16 protein-coding genes are annotated in these 19,554 nt (G+C 66.8%); 6 read left to right on the top strand and 10 right to left on the bottom strand.

Features of this window, described 5'->3' with window-relative positions:
* Positions 1-4 precede the first annotated feature (4 nt).
* The 4 genes from G3I17_RS19895 to G3I17_RS19880 form a co-directional block, all read right to left on the bottom strand.
* Positions 5-883, bottom strand: coding sequence for a hypothetical protein (locus G3I17_RS19895; RefSeq protein WP_164598377.1), 879 nt, complete (start codon positions 881-883; stop codon positions 5-7).
* Entirely contained in the window at positions 877-2,022 is a 1,146-nt protein-coding gene (gene dgoD, locus G3I17_RS19890) for a galactonate dehydratase (RefSeq protein WP_164598375.1), read from the bottom strand. The genes G3I17_RS19895 and dgoD overlap by 7 nt, the downstream gene beginning before the upstream one ends.
* Positions 2,019-2,741, bottom strand: a complete 723-nt coding sequence (locus G3I17_RS19885) for a FadR/GntR family transcriptional regulator (protein WP_343238356.1) — start codon at positions 2,739-2,741, stop codon at positions 2,019-2,021. The genes dgoD and G3I17_RS19885 overlap by 4 nt, the downstream gene beginning before the upstream one ends.
* A gap of 139 nt (positions 2,742-2,880) precedes the next feature.
* On the bottom strand, positions 2,881-3,603 hold the full coding sequence (locus G3I17_RS19880) for an SDR family oxidoreductase (RefSeq protein WP_164598373.1): 723 nt from the start codon (positions 3,601-3,603) through the stop codon (positions 2,881-2,883).
* A 163-nt stretch (positions 3,604-3,766) separates the two neighbouring features.
* Here G3I17_RS19880 and G3I17_RS19875 point away from each other — a divergent pair, with 163 nt between their 5' ends.
* The 5 genes from G3I17_RS19875 to G3I17_RS19855 all read left to right on the top strand — a co-directional run bounded on the left by G3I17_RS19875 (position 3,767) and on the right by G3I17_RS19855 (position 11,116).
* A complete protein-coding gene (locus G3I17_RS19875) occupies positions 3,767-5,056 on the top strand; it encodes a substrate-binding domain-containing protein (RefSeq protein WP_164598371.1) in 1,290 nt (429 codons plus the stop codon).
* 89 nt (positions 5,057-5,145) lie between these two features.
* Positions 5,146-6,000, top strand: coding sequence for a sugar ABC transporter permease (locus tag G3I17_RS19870; RefSeq protein ID WP_343238355.1), 855 nt, complete (start codon positions 5,146-5,148; stop codon positions 5,998-6,000).
* The gene (locus tag G3I17_RS19865) at positions 5,997-6,821 is read left to right on the top strand and encodes a carbohydrate ABC transporter permease (RefSeq protein ID WP_164598369.1); all 825 of its coding nucleotides are present in this window, start codon (positions 5,997-5,999) and stop codon (positions 6,819-6,821) included. Before G3I17_RS19870 ends, G3I17_RS19865 begins: the two co-directional genes overlap by 4 nt.
* Positions 6,818-8,857, top strand: a complete 2,040-nt coding sequence (locus G3I17_RS19860; protein WP_164598367.1) for an alpha-galactosidase — start codon at positions 6,818-6,820, stop codon at positions 8,855-8,857. Before G3I17_RS19865 ends, G3I17_RS19860 begins: the two co-directional genes overlap by 4 nt.
* A 33-nt stretch (positions 8,858-8,890) precedes the next feature.
* The gene (locus G3I17_RS19855; RefSeq protein ID WP_343238354.1) at positions 8,891-11,116 is read left to right on the top strand and encodes an NPCBM/NEW2 domain-containing protein; all 2,226 of its coding nucleotides are present in this window, start codon (positions 8,891-8,893) and stop codon (positions 11,114-11,116) included.
* A gap of 255 nt (positions 11,117-11,371) precedes the next feature.
* Here the strand turns inward: G3I17_RS19855 and G3I17_RS19850 are convergent, their stop codons facing one another.
* Positions 11,372-12,145 carry an alpha/beta hydrolase gene (locus G3I17_RS19850; protein WP_164598365.1) on the bottom strand — a complete coding sequence of 258 codons (774 nt, stop codon included), beginning with the start codon at positions 12,143-12,145 and terminating at the stop codon, positions 11,372-11,374.
* Positions 12,146-12,248: 103 nt separating this feature from the next.
* On the opposite strand from G3I17_RS19850, the gene G3I17_RS19845 reads away from it, so the two are divergent.
* Entirely contained in the window at positions 12,249-13,850 is a 1,602-nt protein-coding gene (locus tag G3I17_RS19845) for a beta-N-acetylhexosaminidase (protein WP_164598363.1), read from the top strand.
* Positions 13,851-13,901: 51 nt separating this feature from the next.
* Here the strand turns inward: G3I17_RS19845 and G3I17_RS19840 are convergent, their stop codons facing one another.
* The 5 genes from G3I17_RS19840 to G3I17_RS19820 all read right to left on the bottom strand — a co-directional run bounded on the left by G3I17_RS19840 (position 13,902) and on the right by G3I17_RS19820 (position 19,493).
* Positions 13,902-15,329 (bottom strand): GH1 family beta-glucosidase, encoded by a 1,428-nt coding sequence (locus tag G3I17_RS19840; protein ID WP_164598361.1) that lies wholly within the window; start codon positions 15,327-15,329, stop codon positions 13,902-13,904.
* 71 nt (positions 15,330-15,400) lie between these two features.
* A complete protein-coding gene (locus G3I17_RS19835; protein WP_164598358.1) occupies positions 15,401-16,405 on the bottom strand; it encodes an ABC transporter ATP-binding protein in 1,005 nt (334 codons plus the stop codon).
* Positions 16,402-17,445: an ABC transporter permease gene (locus G3I17_RS19830; protein WP_164598356.1), complete on the bottom strand. Its 1,044-nt coding sequence runs from the start codon at positions 17,443-17,445 to the stop codon at positions 16,402-16,404. Before G3I17_RS19830 ends, G3I17_RS19835 begins: the two co-directional genes overlap by 4 nt.
* Before the next feature lie 3 nt (positions 17,446-17,448).
* Positions 17,449-18,429 carry an ABC transporter permease gene (locus tag G3I17_RS19825; protein WP_164598354.1) on the bottom strand — a complete coding sequence of 327 codons (981 nt, stop codon included), beginning with the start codon at positions 18,427-18,429 and terminating at the stop codon, positions 17,449-17,451.
* A complete protein-coding gene (locus G3I17_RS19820) occupies positions 18,426-19,493 on the bottom strand; it encodes an ABC transporter ATP-binding protein (protein WP_164598352.1) in 1,068 nt (355 codons plus the stop codon). Before G3I17_RS19820 ends, G3I17_RS19825 begins: the two co-directional genes overlap by 4 nt.
* Between the last annotated feature and the right edge of the window lie 61 nt (positions 19,494-19,554).

The following is a 19,554-nucleotide window of genomic DNA, read 5'->3' as shown; positions in this document are numbered from 1 at the left end:
GTCATCAGACTGACCTGGCGGACACCACGAGCCGCCAGGTCAGTTCACCCGACTCCGGTACTACGGCGGCGTCGCCCGGGCCTGCTTCGGCCAACCCGAAAACCCTGCCCAGCATCGGCTCCACACCCAAACTCCGGTACGGCGCCTCCGCCGGAAACCCGCCAAGGTTGCGCCACAATGCCGTTGACACTGGTTGCCCAGGGCAACTCAAGCTGAAATCCAACGCCAGCGGGCCGTCGACAACCGAAGTGGTCGGGCAGTCGATCAAGACGGCGCCGACCGCGGAACCATCGGTCGGACCGTAGACGCTCAGATCAACGCCACCAGGCGCCGGCCACTGCCCGGCTACCCACGACCTGGGCTCCTTCGCCGCCCGATGAGGCTCCGCCGTCGCCAAGGAAGCTGCGCGGGTGCTGTTGAGATAGAGGCGGGACTCTGTGCCGGCCGGGATGTCGAGCTTGCTGCCGGCCGAGCAGTCGAGCAGGGCGTGCGCTGCCCAAACAAACCGATAGCCGGCCGGAGCGACCAGGCGATAGTCGACCCAGATAGCGCCCGTTTCGTCCAGCTCTGCAGGGGGTTCGCCGCCGTTGAAGCGGCGGAGCAGGACTGCGTCGCCGTATTGCACGGCGTCCCAGTCCTCGTCTTCGTCCAGCGATCCCCATGGCTGGTTCCACAGGCCGCCGTGGTCGGGGACGCCGCGGACGGTCGGGAAGCATTCGTCCAGGCCGCCGACGTCGACGTACGTCGACAGCTCCTCGCGTGACCCCGAGATCAACCCGGGCCCGGCCCACAGCCACTCGCGGCCGCCGAGGACGAGAGACGTCCAGCGGCCGCCGTCATCCAGGTCGACGACGACCTCGTTGGTGGGGAGTTCGGTCACCATTCCGCGAAGGATCCGTCCTCGTGCGTCCAGATCGGGTTGCGCCAGGCGTGGCCCTTCTTGTCTGCCGCCCGTACCGCAGCCTCGTCGACCGTGATCCCCAGGCCGGGCAGCGGATTCCACTCCGCATGGCCGTCGACCCAGGTGAAGGGCGCCGGGTCGGTCACGTACGAGGTCAGGTCGCCGTCCACGTTGTAGTGGATCCCGCGACTCTGCTCCTGGATCAAGAAATTAGGTGTGGCAAAAGAAACCTGCAGACTCGCCGCCAACGAGATCGGCCCCAGCGGACAGTGCGGCGCCAGCAGAGCCCCATGCGTCTCGGCCAGTACTGCGATCCGCCGCAACTCCGAGATCCCACCGGCGTGCGATACATCGGGCTGGACCACCGCCACCCCCGCCTCGAGTGCGGGCATGAATTCAGAGCGATGATAAAGCCGTTCACCAAGTGCTACAGGAACTGTCGACGCCTCGACCACCGACGCCAGATGATGCAGGTGCTCGGGCAACACCGGTTCCTCGACGAACAAGGGATGCAACGGCTCGACCGCATGCAAGATCCGCCGGGCCGCAGCAACCCCGACCCGTCCGTGCAGATCAATCGCAACATCACGCGAATCACCAAGTACTGAACGAGCAGCCTCCAACCGCGCGACCACCGAGTTGATCTCGGCCAGCGAAGGCGACGGCTGGATCCGCGCGCTGGCGTTCATCTTCACGGCGGTCATCCCGGCCTCGACCTGCGCCGCAACCTGATCCGCGATCTCGGCCGGCTCATCGCCACCGACCCACGCATAGACCCGCGCCCGATCCCGCACCCGCCCACCGAGCAGCGACGCGACAGGAGCGCCGTACACTTTCCCGGCGATATCCCACAGCGCATGATCGATCCCGGCCAGCGCGCTGCTCAGCACCGGCCCGCCGCGATAGAAGCCACCCTTGGCGAGGATCTGCCAGTGTCGCTCGATCTGCAGGGGATCCTGGCCGATCAGATACTCCGACAACACCTCGACCGCAGTACGCACGACCTCGGCGCGCCCCTCGACCACCGGCTCGCCCCAACCGACGACGCCGTCACTGGTCTCGATCCGGCAGAACAGCCAGCGGGGCGCGACGAGGAAGGTCTCGATCCGTTCGATCTTCACTTGCCACCCCGGCCGGTCGACTTCCGCACCGCGGACAGGTCCTCGGCAGCCTTGGCGAGCAACTCGCGCATCGCCAACTCGGCCCCCTCGGGGTCATGGGCCCGGACGGCGTCAACCACGCGCGCGTGGCTTGGTACAGGATCATCGGAGGGCTTCACCCGGTGCACCAGCCGGTCGCGATCGGCCAGGCCGGTCTCCATGATGACCTCCATCTTGGTCAGCAACTCGTTGCCGGTGGCAGCGAGCAAAGCCTTGTGGAACGCGAGATCCGCCTCCACGGCAGCAAGATCATTGGTTGCCGACGACATCGCTTCGAGCGCCGCGTCGAGCACGTCGATCTGCGCGTCAGAAGCCCGTACTGCGGCCAGGCGCGCGGCCGCGGGTTCGACAATGCCGCGGACTTCGTGGAGCTCCTCGAGCAGCTCCGGCCTGACGTCGTCGTCGAAGTGCCAGCGGATCATGTCCGCGTCGAGCAGGTTCCAGTCCGAGCGCGGCCGGACGAACGTGCCGCGCTTCTGCCGCGCGTCGACGAGCCCCTTCGCGGTCAGCACCTTGAGCGCCTCGCGGACCGCGGTCAGGCTGACGCCGAGGTCGGCCTGCAGATCGGGCACGTTGATCGTCGCGCCCTGGGGGATCTGCCCCGACAGGATGCGCTGCGCCATCACCTCCACGATCTGCCCGTGCAAACCCCGCGACACCCCGCGCTGAATCCCCGTCACGCCGCCCGTCCTCTCACTGTGTCGCCCTCACCATCGGGCCGAACGTTCTCCATGGGCACTGCGCTTCCCAGCGGCTCCGCGCTTCGCTTGAGTCCTGCGCTTTCCAGCGGCTTCGGCGCTTCGCTTGGATAGTGCGTCTTCATGCCGAGTCCTTGACCGCTGACCAGCCACCATCGACCACCAGGCTGGCCGCTGTCACGAACGACGCCTCCTCCGACAGCAGGAAGGCGATCGCCTGAGCGACCTCGTCGGGCCGCCCGAGCCGTCCGATGGCCGTCGCCCGCGCGCTCTGCACTTTGCCCTCGGCGGTGACACGGTCCCACGCGGCGGTGTCGACCGGGCCCGGAAGCACCGTGTTCACCCGGATCGACCCGCCGTACTCGACCCCGAGCTGCCGCCCGAGCGCAACCAGAGCACCCTTCGTCGCGGCGTACGCCGGATGACCGGGGATCCCGGCCAGCGCATGCACCGACGAGACCAGTACTACGGATCCGCCACGCGCCGCCAGGTCTTGGTACAAGCTCTGAAATCCGAGGAACGCCGCCGTCAGGTTGACGTCGAGCTGGCGTTGCCAGGAGGCCGGTGGCAGTTCGTGTGCCGGCCGGACGTCGATCGTGTACGCGTTGCTGACGAACCCGTCGATCGGGCCGAGCTCGTCGCGTCCACGCGACCGCACCTCGGTCCAGGTGTCGGGGGAGGAGACGTCGCCGGTGACAGCGATCGCGCTGCCCGGGATCTCCTTGCAGGGGTGCAGATCCACCTGCACAACCGAGGCGCCCTCGAAGAGCAGTCGCTGCACGCAGGCAGCGCCGATCCCCGTCGCGGCCCCGGTCACCACGATCACCCGCTCAGCCAGCCGCACCAGAAGCCTCCACGCTCTCCAACGATGAACGACCCCTAGTTGACCGTGAGCAGGCAACCACGTCAAGCGATTTCATCGTAATTTACGAATTAATATTGACATGCCCGACGGACCGGCTGCAAGATCCTCCGCAGAACGAACCACTCAATCGACTGGAGTAGTCATGGCGGGTCTGGCAGCTGATCGGCGGACGTTCCTCAAGGGGCTCGGAGTGCTCGGGGCCGCGGCCCTGGTGCCGGGTTGCGCCACCTCGACCCCGACGCCGGGTGCGGGCTCCAGTGCGGGCGCGACCGGCAATCTCTCGTTGCAGTCCAACCTCTCCGCCGAGCAGGCGAAGGCCGCGATGGAGAAGCTCGTCGCGGCGTACAACAAGACCGGCGGCAGCACGGTCAAGCTCAACACCGTCGCCTCGGAGATCTTCCGCACCCAGCTCCCGACATACCTGACCTCGGCCAACCCGCCGGACGTCTACACCTGGTACGCCGGCTCGGTCGCGGACTCGTACGCGAAGAAGGATCTGCTGCTCGACATCACCAGCGTCTGGGACACCATGGGCAACTACCCGGAGTCGATGAAGACGCTGTCCACCAGTACCAACGGCCAGAAGATCTTCGTGCCGACCAGCTACTACTGGTGGGGCATGTTCTACCGCAAGTCGAACTTCGCCAAGTGGGGCGTGACGCCGCCGAAGACCTGGGACGAGTTCATCGCCGTCTGCAAGACAATCCAGTCCAAGGGCGTCCCACCGATCGGTATCGGCCTGGGCGACACCCCGTGGGTCGCGTCGGCCTGGTTCGACTACCTGAACATCCGGATCAACGGAGCGCCGTTCCACCGCGACCTGCTGGCCGGCCGCGGCCGTTTCGACGACCCGAAGGTCAAAGCCGTCTTCACCAAGTGGCAGGAGGCGCTCCCGTACTTCGACCCGAAGGGCAAGTCGTTCCCCTTCCAGGAGGCGACCTCGGCGCTGCTCGGCGGCAAGACCGGGATGTTCCTGATCGGCACCTTCTTCGCCGACTCCGCCCCCAAGGACGCGCTCGACGACATCGACTTCTTCCAGTTCCCGATCATCGACCCCGCAGTACCGGTCGCTGAAGAGGCGCCGACCGACGGGTACTTCGCTTCGAAGAAGGCCAAGGACCCCGAGGGCGTGAAGAAGTTCCTCACCTGGCTGGCCACGCCCGAGGCGCAGAACATCTACGTCGAAAGCTCTTCGGGGACGGCGATCCCGGCCAACCCCGACGGCAAGTCGGCCGACACCCCGCTGGTGAAGAAGGGCAAGGCGATGATCGAGGGCGCCAAGGAGCTGACCCAGTTCTTCAATCGTGACTCCAGCGACGCCCTGCAGCCGACTGCCGATGCTGCCCTGACCAAGTTCATGGACAAGCCGGACCAGATCGACAAGATCCTCAAGGACTGGCAGGCGGCGGCCGAGAAAGTGTTCAAGGCGTGACCGCAACCACCGTGGAACCCGAATCGCCGCCTGGCGCTCCGCCTCGCTCAAGGCTTGGTTCAAGGTCTGGAGAGCGGCGCCCCTGGCGAGTGTCGCCGTTGATCCTCGCGTTCGTCTTCATCCCGTTCGCGATCGAGGCCGTGTGGGTGTTCTGGCCTGCCATGCAAGGGTTCTGGTTGTCGCTGACCGACTGGGACGGGTTGTCCGCGCCGAAGTTCGTCGGCCTGGGCAACTTCGGGGACATGTTCTCGGATCCGATCTTCAAGACCGCGTTGAAGAACACCGCGATCTGGCTGGTGCTGTTCGGTGGCATCAGCGTCATCGGTGGATTCGGGATGGCGATGCTGTTGCAGAAGGAGCGGCGTGGCGTCGGCATCTACCGGGCCGCGTTGTTCACGCCGGTCGTCTTCTCGCTGGTGGTGACCGCGCTGATCTGGCGCGTCTTCTACCAGCCGGACGGTCTGGTCGACTCCGTACTCCGCGGAGTCGGGCTGGAGAACCTCATCCGGCCCTGGCTCGCTGATCCCGACACCGCCTTGTACGCCGTGATCCTGCCCGCGTTGTGGCGGCAGATCGGGTACGTGATGGTGCTCTACCTGGCCGGCCTGAAAGCCGTCGATCCCTCGCTGTACGAAGCGGCCCGGGTGGATGGCGCGTCGGCTTGGCAGCGCACGCGGTACGTGACGATCCCGCAGCTCAAGGGCGTCAACTCGGTCGTACTGTCGGTGATCGTGATCGACTCGCTGAGATCGTTCGACATCGTCTGGTCGATGACCAAGGGCGGGCCGTACCACTCCTCGGAGCTGCTCAGCACATACATGTACTCGACCGCGTTCCAGTCCACCCAGCTGGGCTACGCATCCGCGATCGCCGTGGTCATCTTCATCCTCGCGCTCGCCGTCATCCTCGGCTATCTGATCCGTGCCTTCCGGGAGGAGACATGACCAATCGCTTCAAGACCGGTGGGTACCACCTGGCGATGGGGCTGGTCTCGTTCCTGTGGATCGCGCCGATCCTGTGGGTGGTGGTGATCTCGTTCCGCAGCTTCGACGACGTCGCGACGAACGGGCTCGGAGCGTTGCCACACTCGTTCACCTTCTCGACGTACAAGTCGGCATGGGAGGACGCGGACGAGTTCAGAGCTTTAATCAACTCGTTGGCGGTGACGATCCCGGCGGTGCTGCTGAGTCTCGGGCTGGCCTCGATCGCGGCGTACGGGCTGGCGCGGTACAACATCCCGTTCCGGCGGACGGTGCTGCTCCTGATGCTGATGGGCAACCTGCTGCCGCCGCAGATCCTGCTGATCCCGATCTCGCGGTTCGTCGAACTGACCGGGTACTACGACACGTTGTACGCGCTGATCGCGGTGCATGTCGGGTTCGGGCTGGGGTTCTACACCTTCGTGCTGCACGGCTTCATGCGTGATCTGCCGAAGGAGATCCAGGAGGCGGCGACGATCGACGGGGCCGGCCCGGGCAAGATCTACGCCAGCGTCATCCTGCCGCTGACCCGTCCGGCGATGGCGGCGCTCGGTGCGCTGTCCTTCACCTGGATCTTCAACGACCTGCTCTGGTCGATCACCGTCATCCGCTCAGGCGAGAAGATGCCGGTCACGCCGGCTCTGCTCGGTCTGCAGGGCCTCTTCGTCTCCTCCTGGAATGTGATTGCCGCCGGCACCGTCATTGCGGCGATCCCCACTCTTGCGGTGTTCTTGAAGTTCCAGAAGCACTTCGTGTCCGGCCTCGCGATCGGAGCCGTCAAGTGACCCAATGGACGTTGCGCGGAGCAACCACGTCGTACGTCGTGGAAGTCCCGTCGCATGGGCAGTGGGCTTCTTTGGTTGCCTGGGGCCCGCACGCGGTCGCTGACGGCCCGTCCCTGGTAGCACCGGTCGGCACCGAGCACTACCTCCCACGAGCTGACCTCGAGCCACTCGAGTACGCGGTGAGAGGTGTCCGCTACACCACGCCCACCGACCTGGTACTGACAGGGCCGGACGGCTCGGACGAACTCCGCCCAGTATTTGCTGACTCGAATCAGACTGGGGACTCGCTGGAACTGACGTTTGTTGATGCCGTGCGGGCTGTGCGGATCGTCTTGCACTACCGGATGCCGGCTGGGCTGGACGTTGTTGAGCGTTGGGTCTCCGTGAACAACGACGGGTCCGAGGAGCTGACCCTGCGACGGCACGAGTCGGCCGGATTTGTTGTTCCCACCAGCAACGGTGCGGTGGTCAGGTATCTGTGGGGTGAGTGGAACAGCGAGTTCCAGCAGGGGATCGTCGAGTTGCGGCGCGGCAGATTCTCGGTCGACAGTCGGCAGGGGATCACCGGGCACTCGTACTCACCCTTCCTGTCCGTTGCCGACCTCGAAGACCCAGCCGGTACTACGTGGGGCGTACAGCTCGCGTGGTCGGGGTCTTGGGAGTTGAGTGCGGACGTCGACACCACCGGGCAGACCCGGATCCAGGCGGGCAGGGCTCCGTCCAGCCTTGGTCTCGCCCTCGCCCCGGGATCCAGCTGGGTCTCCCCGGTGGCGGTCGGCGGGTGCAGCGTGGAAGGTGTCGACGGACTGGCCCGGGTCTTCCACGCCTATCAACGGACCTTTTCGCGAAGGGTTCCGCAAAAGGCTCTGTACAACTCTTGGTTCGCGACCGAGTTCGACGTAGAGGCCGGGCATCAGCTTGAGTTGGCCGAGCGGGCAGTCCGGGCCGGGGTCGAGACCTTCGTGGTCGACGACGGGTGGTTCGTCGGGCGGTCGGACGACACCGGTGGCCTGGGGGACTGGGACGTCGATCCGGTGGCCTTTCCCGACGGGCTCGGGGCTTTTATCGAAGACTTGAAGGAAGTGGGGCTCGGGTTCGGCCTGTGGGTGGAGCCGGAGTCGGTCAGCCCGAAGTCGGAGCTCGCGGCCAAGCATCCCGAGTGGATCCTGCAAACGGCCGGCCGCGAACCACTGCCGATCCGCAACCAGTTGCTGCTTGATCTAAGTCGTGACGACGTCGCCGACTGGATCTGGGAGACGCTCGACCGGCTGCTGTCCTCGTACGAGATCAGCTATCTCAAGTGGGACGCTAACCGCCCGCGGCTCGACGCAGGCGATCAGCGACGCGACCTCGACGGCAAGGTCGTCACCAACCTCTACAAGATCCTCGACCGCCTCCGCGCCGATCACCCGCAGGTGTACGTCGAAGGTTGCGCCGGCGGTGGTGCCCGGGTCGACCTCGGCATGGCTGCTCGCGTCGACACGCTCTGGCCGAGTGACAACACCGCGCCACTCGACCGGCTGAAGATCCAGCGCGGCTTCCTGACCGGGTACTCGCCGCACTTGATGAGCTCCTGGGTGACGGACGCCGAAGGTACCCACGACGGCCGGGAGCGGTCGCTGGACTTCCGCTTCCACGTCGCGATGGCCGGTGGCCTCGGCATCGGCGCCGACCTGTCGCGCTGGACCGACGAGCAGCTGGACACGGCGGCGCGCCACGTCGCGCAGTACAAGACGATCCGCGATGTCGTGGCCCAAGGGATAGTTCATTGGCTGGAAGAAGGGCCGACCGTCGGCGTGCAGTATGTCGCGGCCGACCGGTCGGTGGTGTTCCTGTGGGACACCGGTGACAGCAACGTCCGCGGCACCTTGCCGACGCGACCACGGCGCGTCCGCTTGGTCGAGCTGGACGCCGCACAGAGGTACCGGGTGGGAACTGAGGTCCACCCGGGGAGCTACCTGATGCAGGTCGGCGTCCCCGATCCAAGGGACACCCCGACCGACTCGCACTGCCTGGTCGTCGAAACCCTCGACTGACCCGTTCCGTCCCTGGCAGCAAAGGAATTAGACGTGAAACGACGATCCGCCCTGTTCGGCGGTGCGCTCGCGGCGATCCTGGTGACCGCCTCGCTCGCCACGACCGCAGCAGCCACCACGACCGCAGCAGCCACCACGACCGCAGCAGCCACCACGACCGCAGCAGCCACCACCACCGGGGCCAACCCGGCCGCAACTACCACAGCCGCAACTACCACAGCCGCAACTACCACAGCCGCAACTACCACGGCCGCGACCACCGCGGCTTCGACAGCATCCACGACCCATACCGCGCCCGTGCTCAGCCCGACGCCGTACATGGGGTGGAACACGTACTACGGGCTCGGGGGTGACTTCACCGAGACGACCATTCGGTCCGTCGCCGACTCCATCGTCAGCCGGGGGCTGAAGAAGGCCGGCTACGACATCGTCTGGCTAGACGGTGGGTGGCAGGCTGACGAGTCGCGGAGCGCGGCCGGCGACCTGGTCCCCAACCCGGCCAAGTTCCCGAACGGGCTCAAGCCGCTCGTCGACTACATCCACAGCAAGGGATTGAAGGCCGGTATCTACACCGACGCCGGTCCGTACATCCCGGGCAAGTGCGGTCTCGGCAGCGGCGGCTACTACCAGCGTGACGCCGACCAGTTCGCCGCCTGGGGCTTCGACGCCGTCAAGGTCGACTACCTCTGCGGCATCGCGGCGAACCTGGACCCGAAGACCGTCTTCACCGAGTTCGCCCAGGCCTTGCGTAACAACGCGAGCCACCGGCCGATGATCTTCAACCTCTGCAACCCGGTCACCTCGCCCGACTGGGGCAACTATCCCGAGTCGCAGCAGTCGATCAACTCCTGGTCGTACGCGCCGAACATCGCGCAGTCGTGGCGCACCTACACCGACGTCGGCTTCCAGGGCGACATCAAGTTCAAGGATGTCCTGCGCAACTACGACGCGAACGCCAAGCACCCCGAGGTCGTCAAGCCCGGCGCGTTCAGCGACCCGGACTACCTGGCGCCCGAGCTCGGCATGTCCGACGAGGAGTTCCGCAGCCAGCTGACCCTGTGGTCGGTCGCCGCGGCGCCGCTCGTCGTGGGCAGCGACATCCGCAAGCTCAGCGCCACCACGATCGGCATGCTGACCGACCCCGACGTCATCGCGATCAACCAGGACCGCGCCGCAGTACAGGCCGTCCGAGTCGGCGCAGCCGGTACTACGGAGACGTGGGTGAAGCGGCTGGCCGACGGCAGCCGCGCGGTCGTACTCCTCAACCGCGGCGACAGCGCGAAGACGCTCACCACGACTGCCTCGGCGGTCGGCCTGCACGGTGCGCGCTTCACGCTGAAGAACGCCTGGACCAACGCCGTGACCGAAAGCGCCGGCACCATCTCGGCCGCCGTCCCGGCACACGGTACTGCGCTGTTCCGCGTCGGCCCGGCTCGCGGTCTGCCGGGAATCCCGCACGTGACTGCGGGGATTCCGCAGGTCACCCAGGTCGGTACCCAGACCCTTCCTGAAGGCGCCGCGCCGGTCGTTGCCGGTGGCGACGAACTCCGCGTAGAGGTTGCCGTCCGCAACGACGGCCTGCTGCCGGTGCTCAAGCCGACCGTCACTCTGACCGCGGCCACCGGCTGGACCGTCACGCCGATCGGCAAGGCTCCGCTTCTGCTCGCTCCCGGCCAGAAGATCACCTTGGCCTACAAGGTGAAGCTGCCGGCGACAGCCGTTGCGGGCAACGCGACGCTCACCGCGACAACGCAGTACGAGGCTGTTGGCTACGGCAAGCAAATGCAGACGACGGTCTCGCCGCTGGTCATCGCGCCGGTGCCGCCGGACGGTGTTGCGGCACTCTCGCACCACCCGTGGATCACGGCGACGAGCGGCTGGATGTCGCCGACGATCGACGAGAGCGTCGGCGGCGGTTCGCCGATCAGCCTGGTCAGCCAGACCTACCCGACGGGCATCGGCGTCGCTTCGCCGTCGCTGGTCCGGTACTACCTGGGCCAGCAGTGCACGAAGTTCACCGCGACGGTCGGCATCGACGATGCGGTCCGCAACGTCGGTCCGGAAGGCGGCACCTCGATCTTCCAGGTGATCGGTGACGGCAAGGTGCTGTTCGACTCGGGCACGGTCGACCGCGACCACCCGAAGCCGGTGGACGTCGACCTGACCGGCGTCCGCGTCCTCGACCTGGTCGTCGGTGACGCAGGCGACGGCGGCTACAACGACCGCGCAGACTGGGCTGCACCGACTGCTACTTGCTGAGACGTCGTAAACCTCGGGGCGGTCAGCGCCCCGGGGCCGGCGACCTTGTGCATCACCTGAGCATTCCTGGGGCAGCCGGATACTCAACTGGTGCACAAGGTGGCGCTTTGAGGGTTCCCCGCGGCCGCTCCGCGAAGTGACCGCGGACAGCGGACCGCCAGCACACGCCAACCTCGCCACAGGCCGGTCGATTGGCCGTCGTCAGGCGGGAGGTCACCCGAGCGGGCGACCTTGGTGTGTGGTGGCGGTCCGGGGCTACTCGGGAGCTGGGGCGCGGCGGATGGCGGCGATGGTGGGGACCGGGTCCTTGGTGAGGAAGTCGATGACGAGTTTGTTGACCAGGTCGGGCTTCTCCTGGGTGAGGAAGTGCGAGGTGCCGGGGACGACGGCGAACTCGGCGTTCGCGATGTTGTCGTACATCTCGACCGAGTGCGCCAGTGTCACCAGGTCGTCGTCGGAGAACATGATCAGCGTCCGCGCAGTCACGGCGGACAACTCCGACGCCTGCAGGTCAGGCTCCTTCGCTGCCATCTCGCCGATCTTCGTCGCCACCACCGGGAAGTGCTCCTCGCCGTCGGGGGAGACCTCCCCGTACGCCGGTCCGAGGAACTGCGTGATCGCCGGAACGTCCCACTCCATCTCCGGCCCCGCCTCGCCCGACTTGTTGAAGCCGCCACTGATCAGCACGAGCCGGTTGACGAGCTCGGGCCGCTGCATCGCGACGAGCATCGCGGTGAAGGCGCCGTCGCTGTGCCCGACCAGATCCGCCGGCTGACCGACCACGGTCTCCAGGAACGCGATCGTGTCGTCGGCCATCAACTGGTAGCTGATCGGCCCTTCGACATCCGGTGTATGCCCGTGCCCGCGCCGCTCGGGCGTGTAGACGTGGAAGTGCTCGGCCAGCGCAGGCGTGTTCGCCGCGAAGAACCGCGCATCCACCAGCCCACCGTGCATCAGGACAAGCGGCGTACCCGCACCCTGCTCGTCGTACCAGGTCTTCACCGCACCCAGCTGCACGTACTCACCCATAGCCAGTTCCCCTCGTAGACACCGATAGCGCGGAAGCTACCCCAGGAAGGGCTCAGGAAGCTCGGCCTTGACTCGGTCGGTGAGGGGCCGAACACTCTCGGTTATGAAACGACTCGCCCGCCGCCCAGGTCGGGTCTCGCTTGCCGGCCTCGTCACGGCCGCTCTGCTCGCGACGCCCCTCTTCGCATCTACTACGGCTGCCGTGGCCACGCCACAGGCAGATCCCGCACCCGGTCTCATCCCTAAACCGGTCAGCCAGACCGTACTGACCGGCCAGAACTTCAGCCTGAACTCATCGAGCGCGATCAACGTCGCCGCCAGCCCCGACGAGAGCCAAGCCGCCGGGAAGGTCGCTGAGCAGTTCGCCGCCAGGTTGCGCGTCTCCACCGGCTATCCGTTGGCGATCGTGCCGGGCACGGCCACCATCAAACTCTCCACCAATGGCGCTGCTTCCCTCGGAGCCGAGGGCTATCAGTTGCGCGTCGACAGCACTGCGCTCAGCGTGACCGCGGCGACCCCAGAAGGCCTGTACCGCGGAGTCACCACCCTCAGGCAGCTACTGCCTGGCAAGGCCGACGCGACTACCCAACAGGCCGGTCCGTGGACAGTTGCCGGTACGACGATCGACGACTCACCCCGATACACCTACCGCGGCACGATGCTCGACGTGTCCCGCCACTTCTTCTCCCTGACCGAGGTGAAGCGCTACATCGATCTCGCCGCGCTCTACAAACTCAACAAGCTTCACCTGCACCTGTCGGACGACCAAGGCTGGCGAATCCAGGTCGACTCGTGGCCGCGCCTCACGACGTACGGGGGAAGCCTCGAGGTCGGCGGTACGCCGGGAGGTTGGTACAGCAAGGCGGACTTCGCAGAACTCGTCCGGTACGCCGGTGAGCGGTATCTGCAGGTCATTCCCGAGATCGACACCCCGGGCCACACCAATGCCGCGTTGGCGTCCTACGCCCAGCTCAACTGCAACGGGGTCGCTCCGCCGCTCTACACGGGCACTGACGTGGGCTTCAGCTCGCTCTGTGTCGCAAAGCCCGTCACCTACACGTTCCTCGACGATGTGTTCCGCGAGGTGGCTCAACAGACCCCAGGTGATCTCGTCCACCTCGGCGGGGATGAGGCGCACTCCACGCCGCACTCCGACTACCTGACCTTCATCCCGAAGGCGTCCGCGCTGGTCACCAAGCAGAACAAGAGGGTGATGGGCTGGCAGGAGATCGCCGAAACCACGTTGCCGGCCAACAGCATCGCGCAGTACTGGGGTACCGACGACACGCGTTCCCGCGATCTGGCCCGCAAGGCCGCAGCCCAAGGCAGCAAGGTCGTCCTGTCACCGGCCAACCGGGCCTACCTGGACATGAAGTACAACTCCAGTACGCCGTACGGGCTGTCCTGGGCCGGCTACGTCAGCGTGCAGAAGTCCTACAGCTGGAACCCGTCAACCCTGATCCCGAACCTGCCTACCAGCGCAGTCGCCGGTGTCGAGGCCCCGATCTGGACCGAAACCCTGGACAACCTGGACAAGCTCGAGTTCATGGCATTCCCACGTCTGCCAGGCATCGCCGAACTCGGCTGGTCCCCGGCGTCCGCCCTCGACTGGAACAACTACAAGGGTCGCCTTGGTGGTCAAGGCTCCCGCTGGGACGCCCTCAGCCTCAACTTCTACCGGGCTCCCGAAATCGCCTGGCGCTGACCACCCCTGGCTGTGGGAGGAGTCCGCGCGGGTACGCGGACTCCTCCTGTATCAGCGGGTGATGCGGTGTCTGGTGGCCAGCTCCCGGAGGTAGAGGGCGCTCTGCTTCGGGGTGCGGGTTTGGGTTTCGTAGTCGACTCGGACGATGCCGAAGCGCTTCTCGTAGCCGTAGGCCCATTCGAAGTTGTCCAGCAGGGACCAGGCGAGGTAGCCGCGGATGTCGGCGCCCTGCTGGATGGACTCGGCTACGGCGGCCAGGTGGGAGGCGAAATAGGCAGTGCGGCCCTCGTCGGCGACGTAGCCGTTCTCGTCGGCGGTGTCGTCGAAGGCGGAGCCGTTCTCGGTGATCACCATCGGGACGCCGGGGTAGTCCTTGCTGATCCGGACGAGGAGGTCGGTGAAGCCCTCGGGGACGATCTCCCAGTCCATCGCCGTGCGCGGCCTGTTCAGCGGCAGGGTGCGGGTGATCGGCAGGCCGTCGTCGCCGACCGTCTTGCCGTCCTCGTCGAAGCCGGTGAACTTCTGGCTGAAGTAGTAGTTGATGCCCAGGACATCGAACGGCGCCGAGATGGTCGCCAGATCGCCTTCCTGGACGGGGATCTCGATGCCCTCGGCAGCGAGATCGGCGATCACGTCGGCCGGGTAGCGGCCGTGGATCAGCGGGTCGAGGTAGAGCCGTGCGCCCATGCCGTCCGCCCGGCGTGCGGCCTCGAGGTCGGGCTCGGCGTCGCTCGCCGGGTATGCCGTTGCCGCGTTCAGCGTGATGCCGATGTCGAGCTTGCGGGGTGCCGCCTCGCGCATCCGCTCGGTGGCGAGACCATGGCCGAGCAGCAGGTGGTGCACCGCCGCGACAGCCTTCGGGTACTCCTTGCGGCCCGGCGCGTGGGCGCCATAGGCGTAGCCGAGCATCGCCGAGCACCACGGTTCGTTCAGCGTCGTCCAGGTGTCCACCCGGTCGCTCAGCGCGTCGAACACCAGCATCGAGTAGTCCGCGAACCGGTACGCCGTATCGCGCACCGGCCAGCCGCCCGCGTCCTCGAGCTCTTGCGGCAGATCCCAGTGGTACAAGGTCACCCACGGGTCGATGCCCTGGGCAAGCAGTTCGTCGACGAGCCGGTCGTAGAACGCGATCCCGGCCGGATTGATCCCACCCTTGCCGCCCGGCTGCACCCTCGGCCAGGAGACCGAGAACCGGTACGTGTCCAGCCCGAGTTCCTTGATCAGCGCGACATCAGCAGGCATCCGGGTGTAGTGCTCGCAGGCGATGTCGCCGGTGTCGGCGTTGTCGATCGCACCGGGCACCTTGCAGAAGGTGTCCCAGATCGACGGCGTCCGGCCGTCGGCGTCGATGGCGCCCTCGATCTGGTAGGCCGAGGTCGCGACGCCCCAGCGGAAGCCCGGCGGCAGGCTGTCGATCAGCGCCTGCTCGGTCGCCGGCGCGGTGAACACTGCGGAGGTGGGGACAGCGGTGGTGTTCATAGGCATTGGTACGGCGCCCGCCGGTGGGCGAGCGCCGTACTTTGCTCCCTTCGGAAGGTAGTGGTGGGAGATCAGCCGACGGGTACGCGCCCGGGCAGCCAGCAGGCCACTTCACGGTTCGGGTCGTTCCTGGCCTCAGGGACGCCGAGGACGGGGATCTCCGTCGAGCAGCGGTCGAACGCGTGCGGGCAGCGCGGATGGAACGCGCAACCGGTGGGCATGCCGCGCAGGTCCGGCGGCGTACCGGGGATCCCGGCCAGTTCCTTGCGCGGACCTCGCAGTGCCGGGAAGGACTTGAGCAGCCCTTCGCTGTACGGGTGCAGGGAGTCCTTGTAGAGATCGGCCGACTTCGCCTGCTCGACGATGCGGCCGCCGTACATGATCGCGATCCGGTCGGAGAACTCGACCAGCAGCGACAGGTCGTGGGTGATGAACAGCACCGAGAAGTCGAGCCGCTCGCGCAACTCCACCAGCTGGGCGAGGATCTGGCGCTGCATCACCACGTCCAGCGCGGTGGTCGGCTCGTCCATGATGACGACCTGCGGCTCGAGGACGAGCGCCATCCCGATCATCACCCGCTGCCGCATCCCGCCGGACAACTGGTGCGGGTAGGCGTCCATCCGGTCCGCGGAGATGCCGACCAGCTTGAGCATCTCCTTGGCCCGGGCCATCCGCGCCTCGCGGCTCAGTTGCGGTTCGTGCGCGCGGATCGCGTCGAGCATCTGGGTGGAGACCTTGTGCACCGGGTTGAGCGAGTTCATCGCGCCCTGGAAGACGATCGAGGTCTCGGCCCAGCGGAAGGCCCGCAGTTCCGCGTTGCTGAGCGACATGACGTCGTACGGTTCGCCGCCGGGCGGGTGATAGATGACCGAGCCGCCGCTGATCACACCGGGCGGCGGGAGCAGCCGGGTGATGCCGTAGGCCAGCGTCGACTTGCCACTGCCGGACTCGCCGGCCAGGCCGAGCACCTCGCCGCGGTGCAGCGTCAGCGTGACGTCGCGGACCGCCTGGACGGACTGGTCGCCGAGGCCGTAGTCGACGTTGAAGTCCTTGATCTCGAGCACAGGAGCCTTCATGCCGCGCCCTTCGCTTCCTTGGTCTTACGCACGACCGGCGTGACCGGGGCGTCCTTGCTGGCGGTGTTCAGCACCGGGGTGAAGCCGACCCGCATCTTGACGGTACGGCCGTCGTTGGTCTTGACCCGGGTACGGCCGGCGCTGCGTAACCGCGGGCTGACGAACTCGTCGATCCCGAAGTTGATCAGCGACAGCGCCGTACCGAGGATGGCGATCGCGAGACCGGCCGGGACGAACCACCACCACGCGCCCTGGGCCAGGGCCTGCTGGCTCTGCGCCCAGAACAGGATGGTGCCCCAGTTCCATTCGGAGATCGTCGAGATGCCGATGAAGGCCAGGGTGATCTCGGACATGATCGCGAAGATCACGGTACCGACGAAGCCGGACGCGATGATCGCTGTCAGGTTCGGCAGGATCTCGACGGTGATGATCCGCCAGGTACTTTCGCCGGTCGCCCGGGCGGCCTCGACGTAGTCGCGCCGTCGCAACGAGAGGGTCTGCGCGCGTAGTACCCGGGCTCCCCAGGCCCAGGACGTCAAGCCGATGACCAAGGCAACCATCAGGTCACCGGCGCCGGGGATGGTGGAGGCGACGATGATGATCAGCGGCAGGGCCGGGATGACGAGGAAGACGTTCGCCAGCGCGGACAGGCCTTCGTCCGCCGCACCGCCGAGGAAGCCGGAGCTGACCCCGATCAGGACCGACAGCGCGGTCGCGATGACGCCGGCCAGCAGGCCGACGAACATGACGCCGCGGGTGCCGACGAGGACCTGGCTGAAGATGTCCTGGCCGAGGTGCGTGGTGCCGAACCAGTGCTTGCCGGACGGGGCCTGGATCAGGTCGCTGCTGCGCGCCGACGGGTCGAAGGGCGCGATCCACGGGCCGATGATCCCGATCAGGCAGAAGAAGCCGAGCACGACCAGACCGGTGGCGGCCTTCGGGTTGGCGACGAACCGCAGTCGCTGACGCTTGGCCGGAGCGGCGGCCCCGACCGGGCCCCCTGGGGTGACCGCGGTGATGGTGGTGGTTGGTGCGGACATCGGTCAGCCCTCCTTGCGGGTACGGGGATCGAGCAGCAGGTACGCGACGTCCGCGATCAGGTTGGCGACCAGGACCGACATCGTGATGACCAGGAACACGCCCTGCATCAACGGATAGTCCTTCGACCCGACCGCCTGGAACAGGTTGTAGCCGATGCCGGGGTAGGAGAAGACGATCTCCACCAGCAGGGTGCCGCCGACGATGAAGCCGAGCGACAGGGCGAACCCGGACACGTTCGGCAGCAGCGCGTTGCGGGCGGCATAGCTGACCATCACCCGGCGCTCGCTCAGGCCCTTGGCGTGCGCGACGGTGATGTAGTCCTCCGACGCGACGGTGACCATCATGTTGCGCATGCTGAGGATCCAGCCGCTCACCGACGAGATCAAGATCGTGATGGCCGGCAGCAGGCTGTGCTGGACCGCGCTGCCGATGAACTCACCGTCCCAGGACGGCACCAGGCCGGGTTCGTAACCACCCGACGAGGGGAAGAAGCTGTCCGTACCGGCGAGCAGGGTGATCGCCAGCAGGCCGAGCCAGAAGTACGGGATCGACGACAGGAACGTTGTCACGGGCAACAACGCGTCGAGCCAGGAGCCGCGCCGCCAGCCGGCCAGTACGCCGAGCGACGTACCGATCATGAAGCTGGCGAAGGTGGTGATGCCGACCAGCGCGATCGTCCACGGCAGACTCTGCCGGAGGATCTCCGAGACCGGGGTGGGGAAGAAGGTGAACGACAACCCGAGGTCGCCGTGGAAGATCTGGCCCCAGTAGGAGACGTACTGGCTCCACATGCTCGCGTTCTTGTCCAGGCCGAACAGCACGTAGAGCGAGTTGATCGCCTCGGTGCTCATCTGGCCCTGGAACTTGTTGATCAGCGAGGTGACCGGGTCGCCCGGGATGAGTCGCGGGATGAAGAAGTTGATCGTGATCGCGGCCCAGGCGGTGAACAGGTAGAACGCGATCCGCTGCAGCAGGAACTTCACTTCGCGGCTCCTTCCTCGTAGAGCCAGCAAGCGGCCCAGTGTTCGCCCTCGCCGGAGACGACCGGCAGTTCGAAACGGGGCGGCAGTTCGGTCGAGCACTTCGGCATCGCGTGGATGCAGCGCGGGTGGAACCGGCAACCGGTCGGGGGGGCGATCAGGCTCGGCGGCTCACCCCCGGCGTTGTCCTCGGGCGCGTCCTTCGCGTCGCCGACCCGGTCGAGACGGTCCGGGTCCGGCGCGCTCTCGATCAGCAGCCGGGTGTAGGGGTGCGCCGGGTTCTGGGTGAGGGTTTCCGAATCGCCGCCCTCGACCATCCGGCCGGCGTACATCACCAGGGTCTCGTCGGCGAAGTACCGGGCCGAGGCGATGTCGTGGGTGATGTAGAGGATGGCTAAGTTCAAGCGTTCTTTCAGGTCTCGAAGCAAGTTCAGAACTCCGAGCCGGATCGAGACGTCGAGCATCGAGACCGGCTCGTCGGCGAGCAGGACCTCCGGGTTCGCGCCGAGCGCGCGGGCGATCGACACCCGCTGCCGCTGGCCGCCGGACAGTTCGTGCGGGAACTTGTCCAGGTAGCGCTCGGGCGGGGTCAGCTGCACGCGCAGCAGCAGGTCGCTCAGGTTCTTCTCGAGCTCGTCGGCGCCCTTGCCCGCGCGGCCGTGGATCTTCAGCGCCCGGGTCAGGTGGTACCGCACGGTGTGGACCGGGTTCAGCGAGGCGAACGGGTCCTGGAAGATCATCTGCACCTGGCGGCAGTACGCGCGGAAACCGCGGCCGCCGCGGACGGTGATCGACTCGCCGTGCAGCCGGATGTCGCCGTCGGTGCGGGAGTACAGCTGTGCCATCAGCCGGGCCACGGTGGACTTGCCCGAGCCGGATTCGCCGACGAGCGCGGTGACCCGGCCCCGGCGAAGCGTCAGCCGGATGTCGTCCACCGCGTGGACCGCCTTGCGCTCCTTGGTGAACAGGTCGCGCAGCCCCCGGCGGACGGGGAAGTGTTTGGTGAGGCCTTCGGCCTCGAGGACCACGTCGCCCGTGGTCACCGGTTCTGTCTCGGTCGCCGTCATGACGTTTTCGCTCCTAGCTAGATCGCGGCACCGCGGCCGGGGTCCCCAGGTGGTGGGATCC

The organism is Streptomyces sp. SID13031 (assembly GCF_010548305.1).
In the GTDB taxonomy this organism is placed as follows: domain Bacteria; phylum Actinomycetota; class Actinomycetes; order Propionibacteriales; family Kribbellaceae; genus Kribbella.
The sequence above is the reverse complement of the archived record's forward strand: the minus strand, read 5'-3'. Positions and strand labels throughout refer to the sequence as shown.

Coding starts and splice junctions, on each gene's coding strand:
- G3I17_RS19835 (WP_164598358.1), bottom strand. CDS start 16,405: ATGAAGGCTCCTGTGCTCGAGATCAAGGACTTCAACGTCGACTACGGC.
- G3I17_RS19830 (WP_164598356.1), bottom strand. CDS start 17,445: ATGTCCGCACCAACCACCACCATCACCGCGGTCACCCCAGGGGGCCCG.
- G3I17_RS19840 (WP_164598361.1), bottom strand. CDS start 15,329: ATGAACACCACCGCTGTCCCCACCTCCGCAGTGTTCACCGCGCCGGCG.
- G3I17_RS19820 (WP_164598352.1), bottom strand. CDS start 19,493: ATGACGGCGACCGAGACAGAACCGGTGACCACGGGCGACGTGGTCCTC.
- G3I17_RS19850 (WP_164598365.1), bottom strand. CDS start 12,145: ATGGGTGAGTACGTGCAGCTGGGTGCGGTGAAGACCTGGTACGACGAG.
- G3I17_RS19865 (WP_164598369.1), top strand. CDS start 5,997: ATGACCAATCGCTTCAAGACCGGTGGGTACCACCTGGCGATGGGGCTG.
- G3I17_RS19875 (WP_164598371.1), top strand. CDS start 3,767: ATGGCGGGTCTGGCAGCTGATCGGCGGACGTTCCTCAAGGGGCTCGGA.
- G3I17_RS19895 (WP_164598377.1), bottom strand. CDS start 883: ATGGTGACCGAACTCCCCACCAACGAGGTCGTCGTCGACCTGGATGAC.
- G3I17_RS19845 (WP_164598363.1), top strand. CDS start 12,249: ATGAAACGACTCGCCCGCCGCCCAGGTCGGGTCTCGCTTGCCGGCCTC.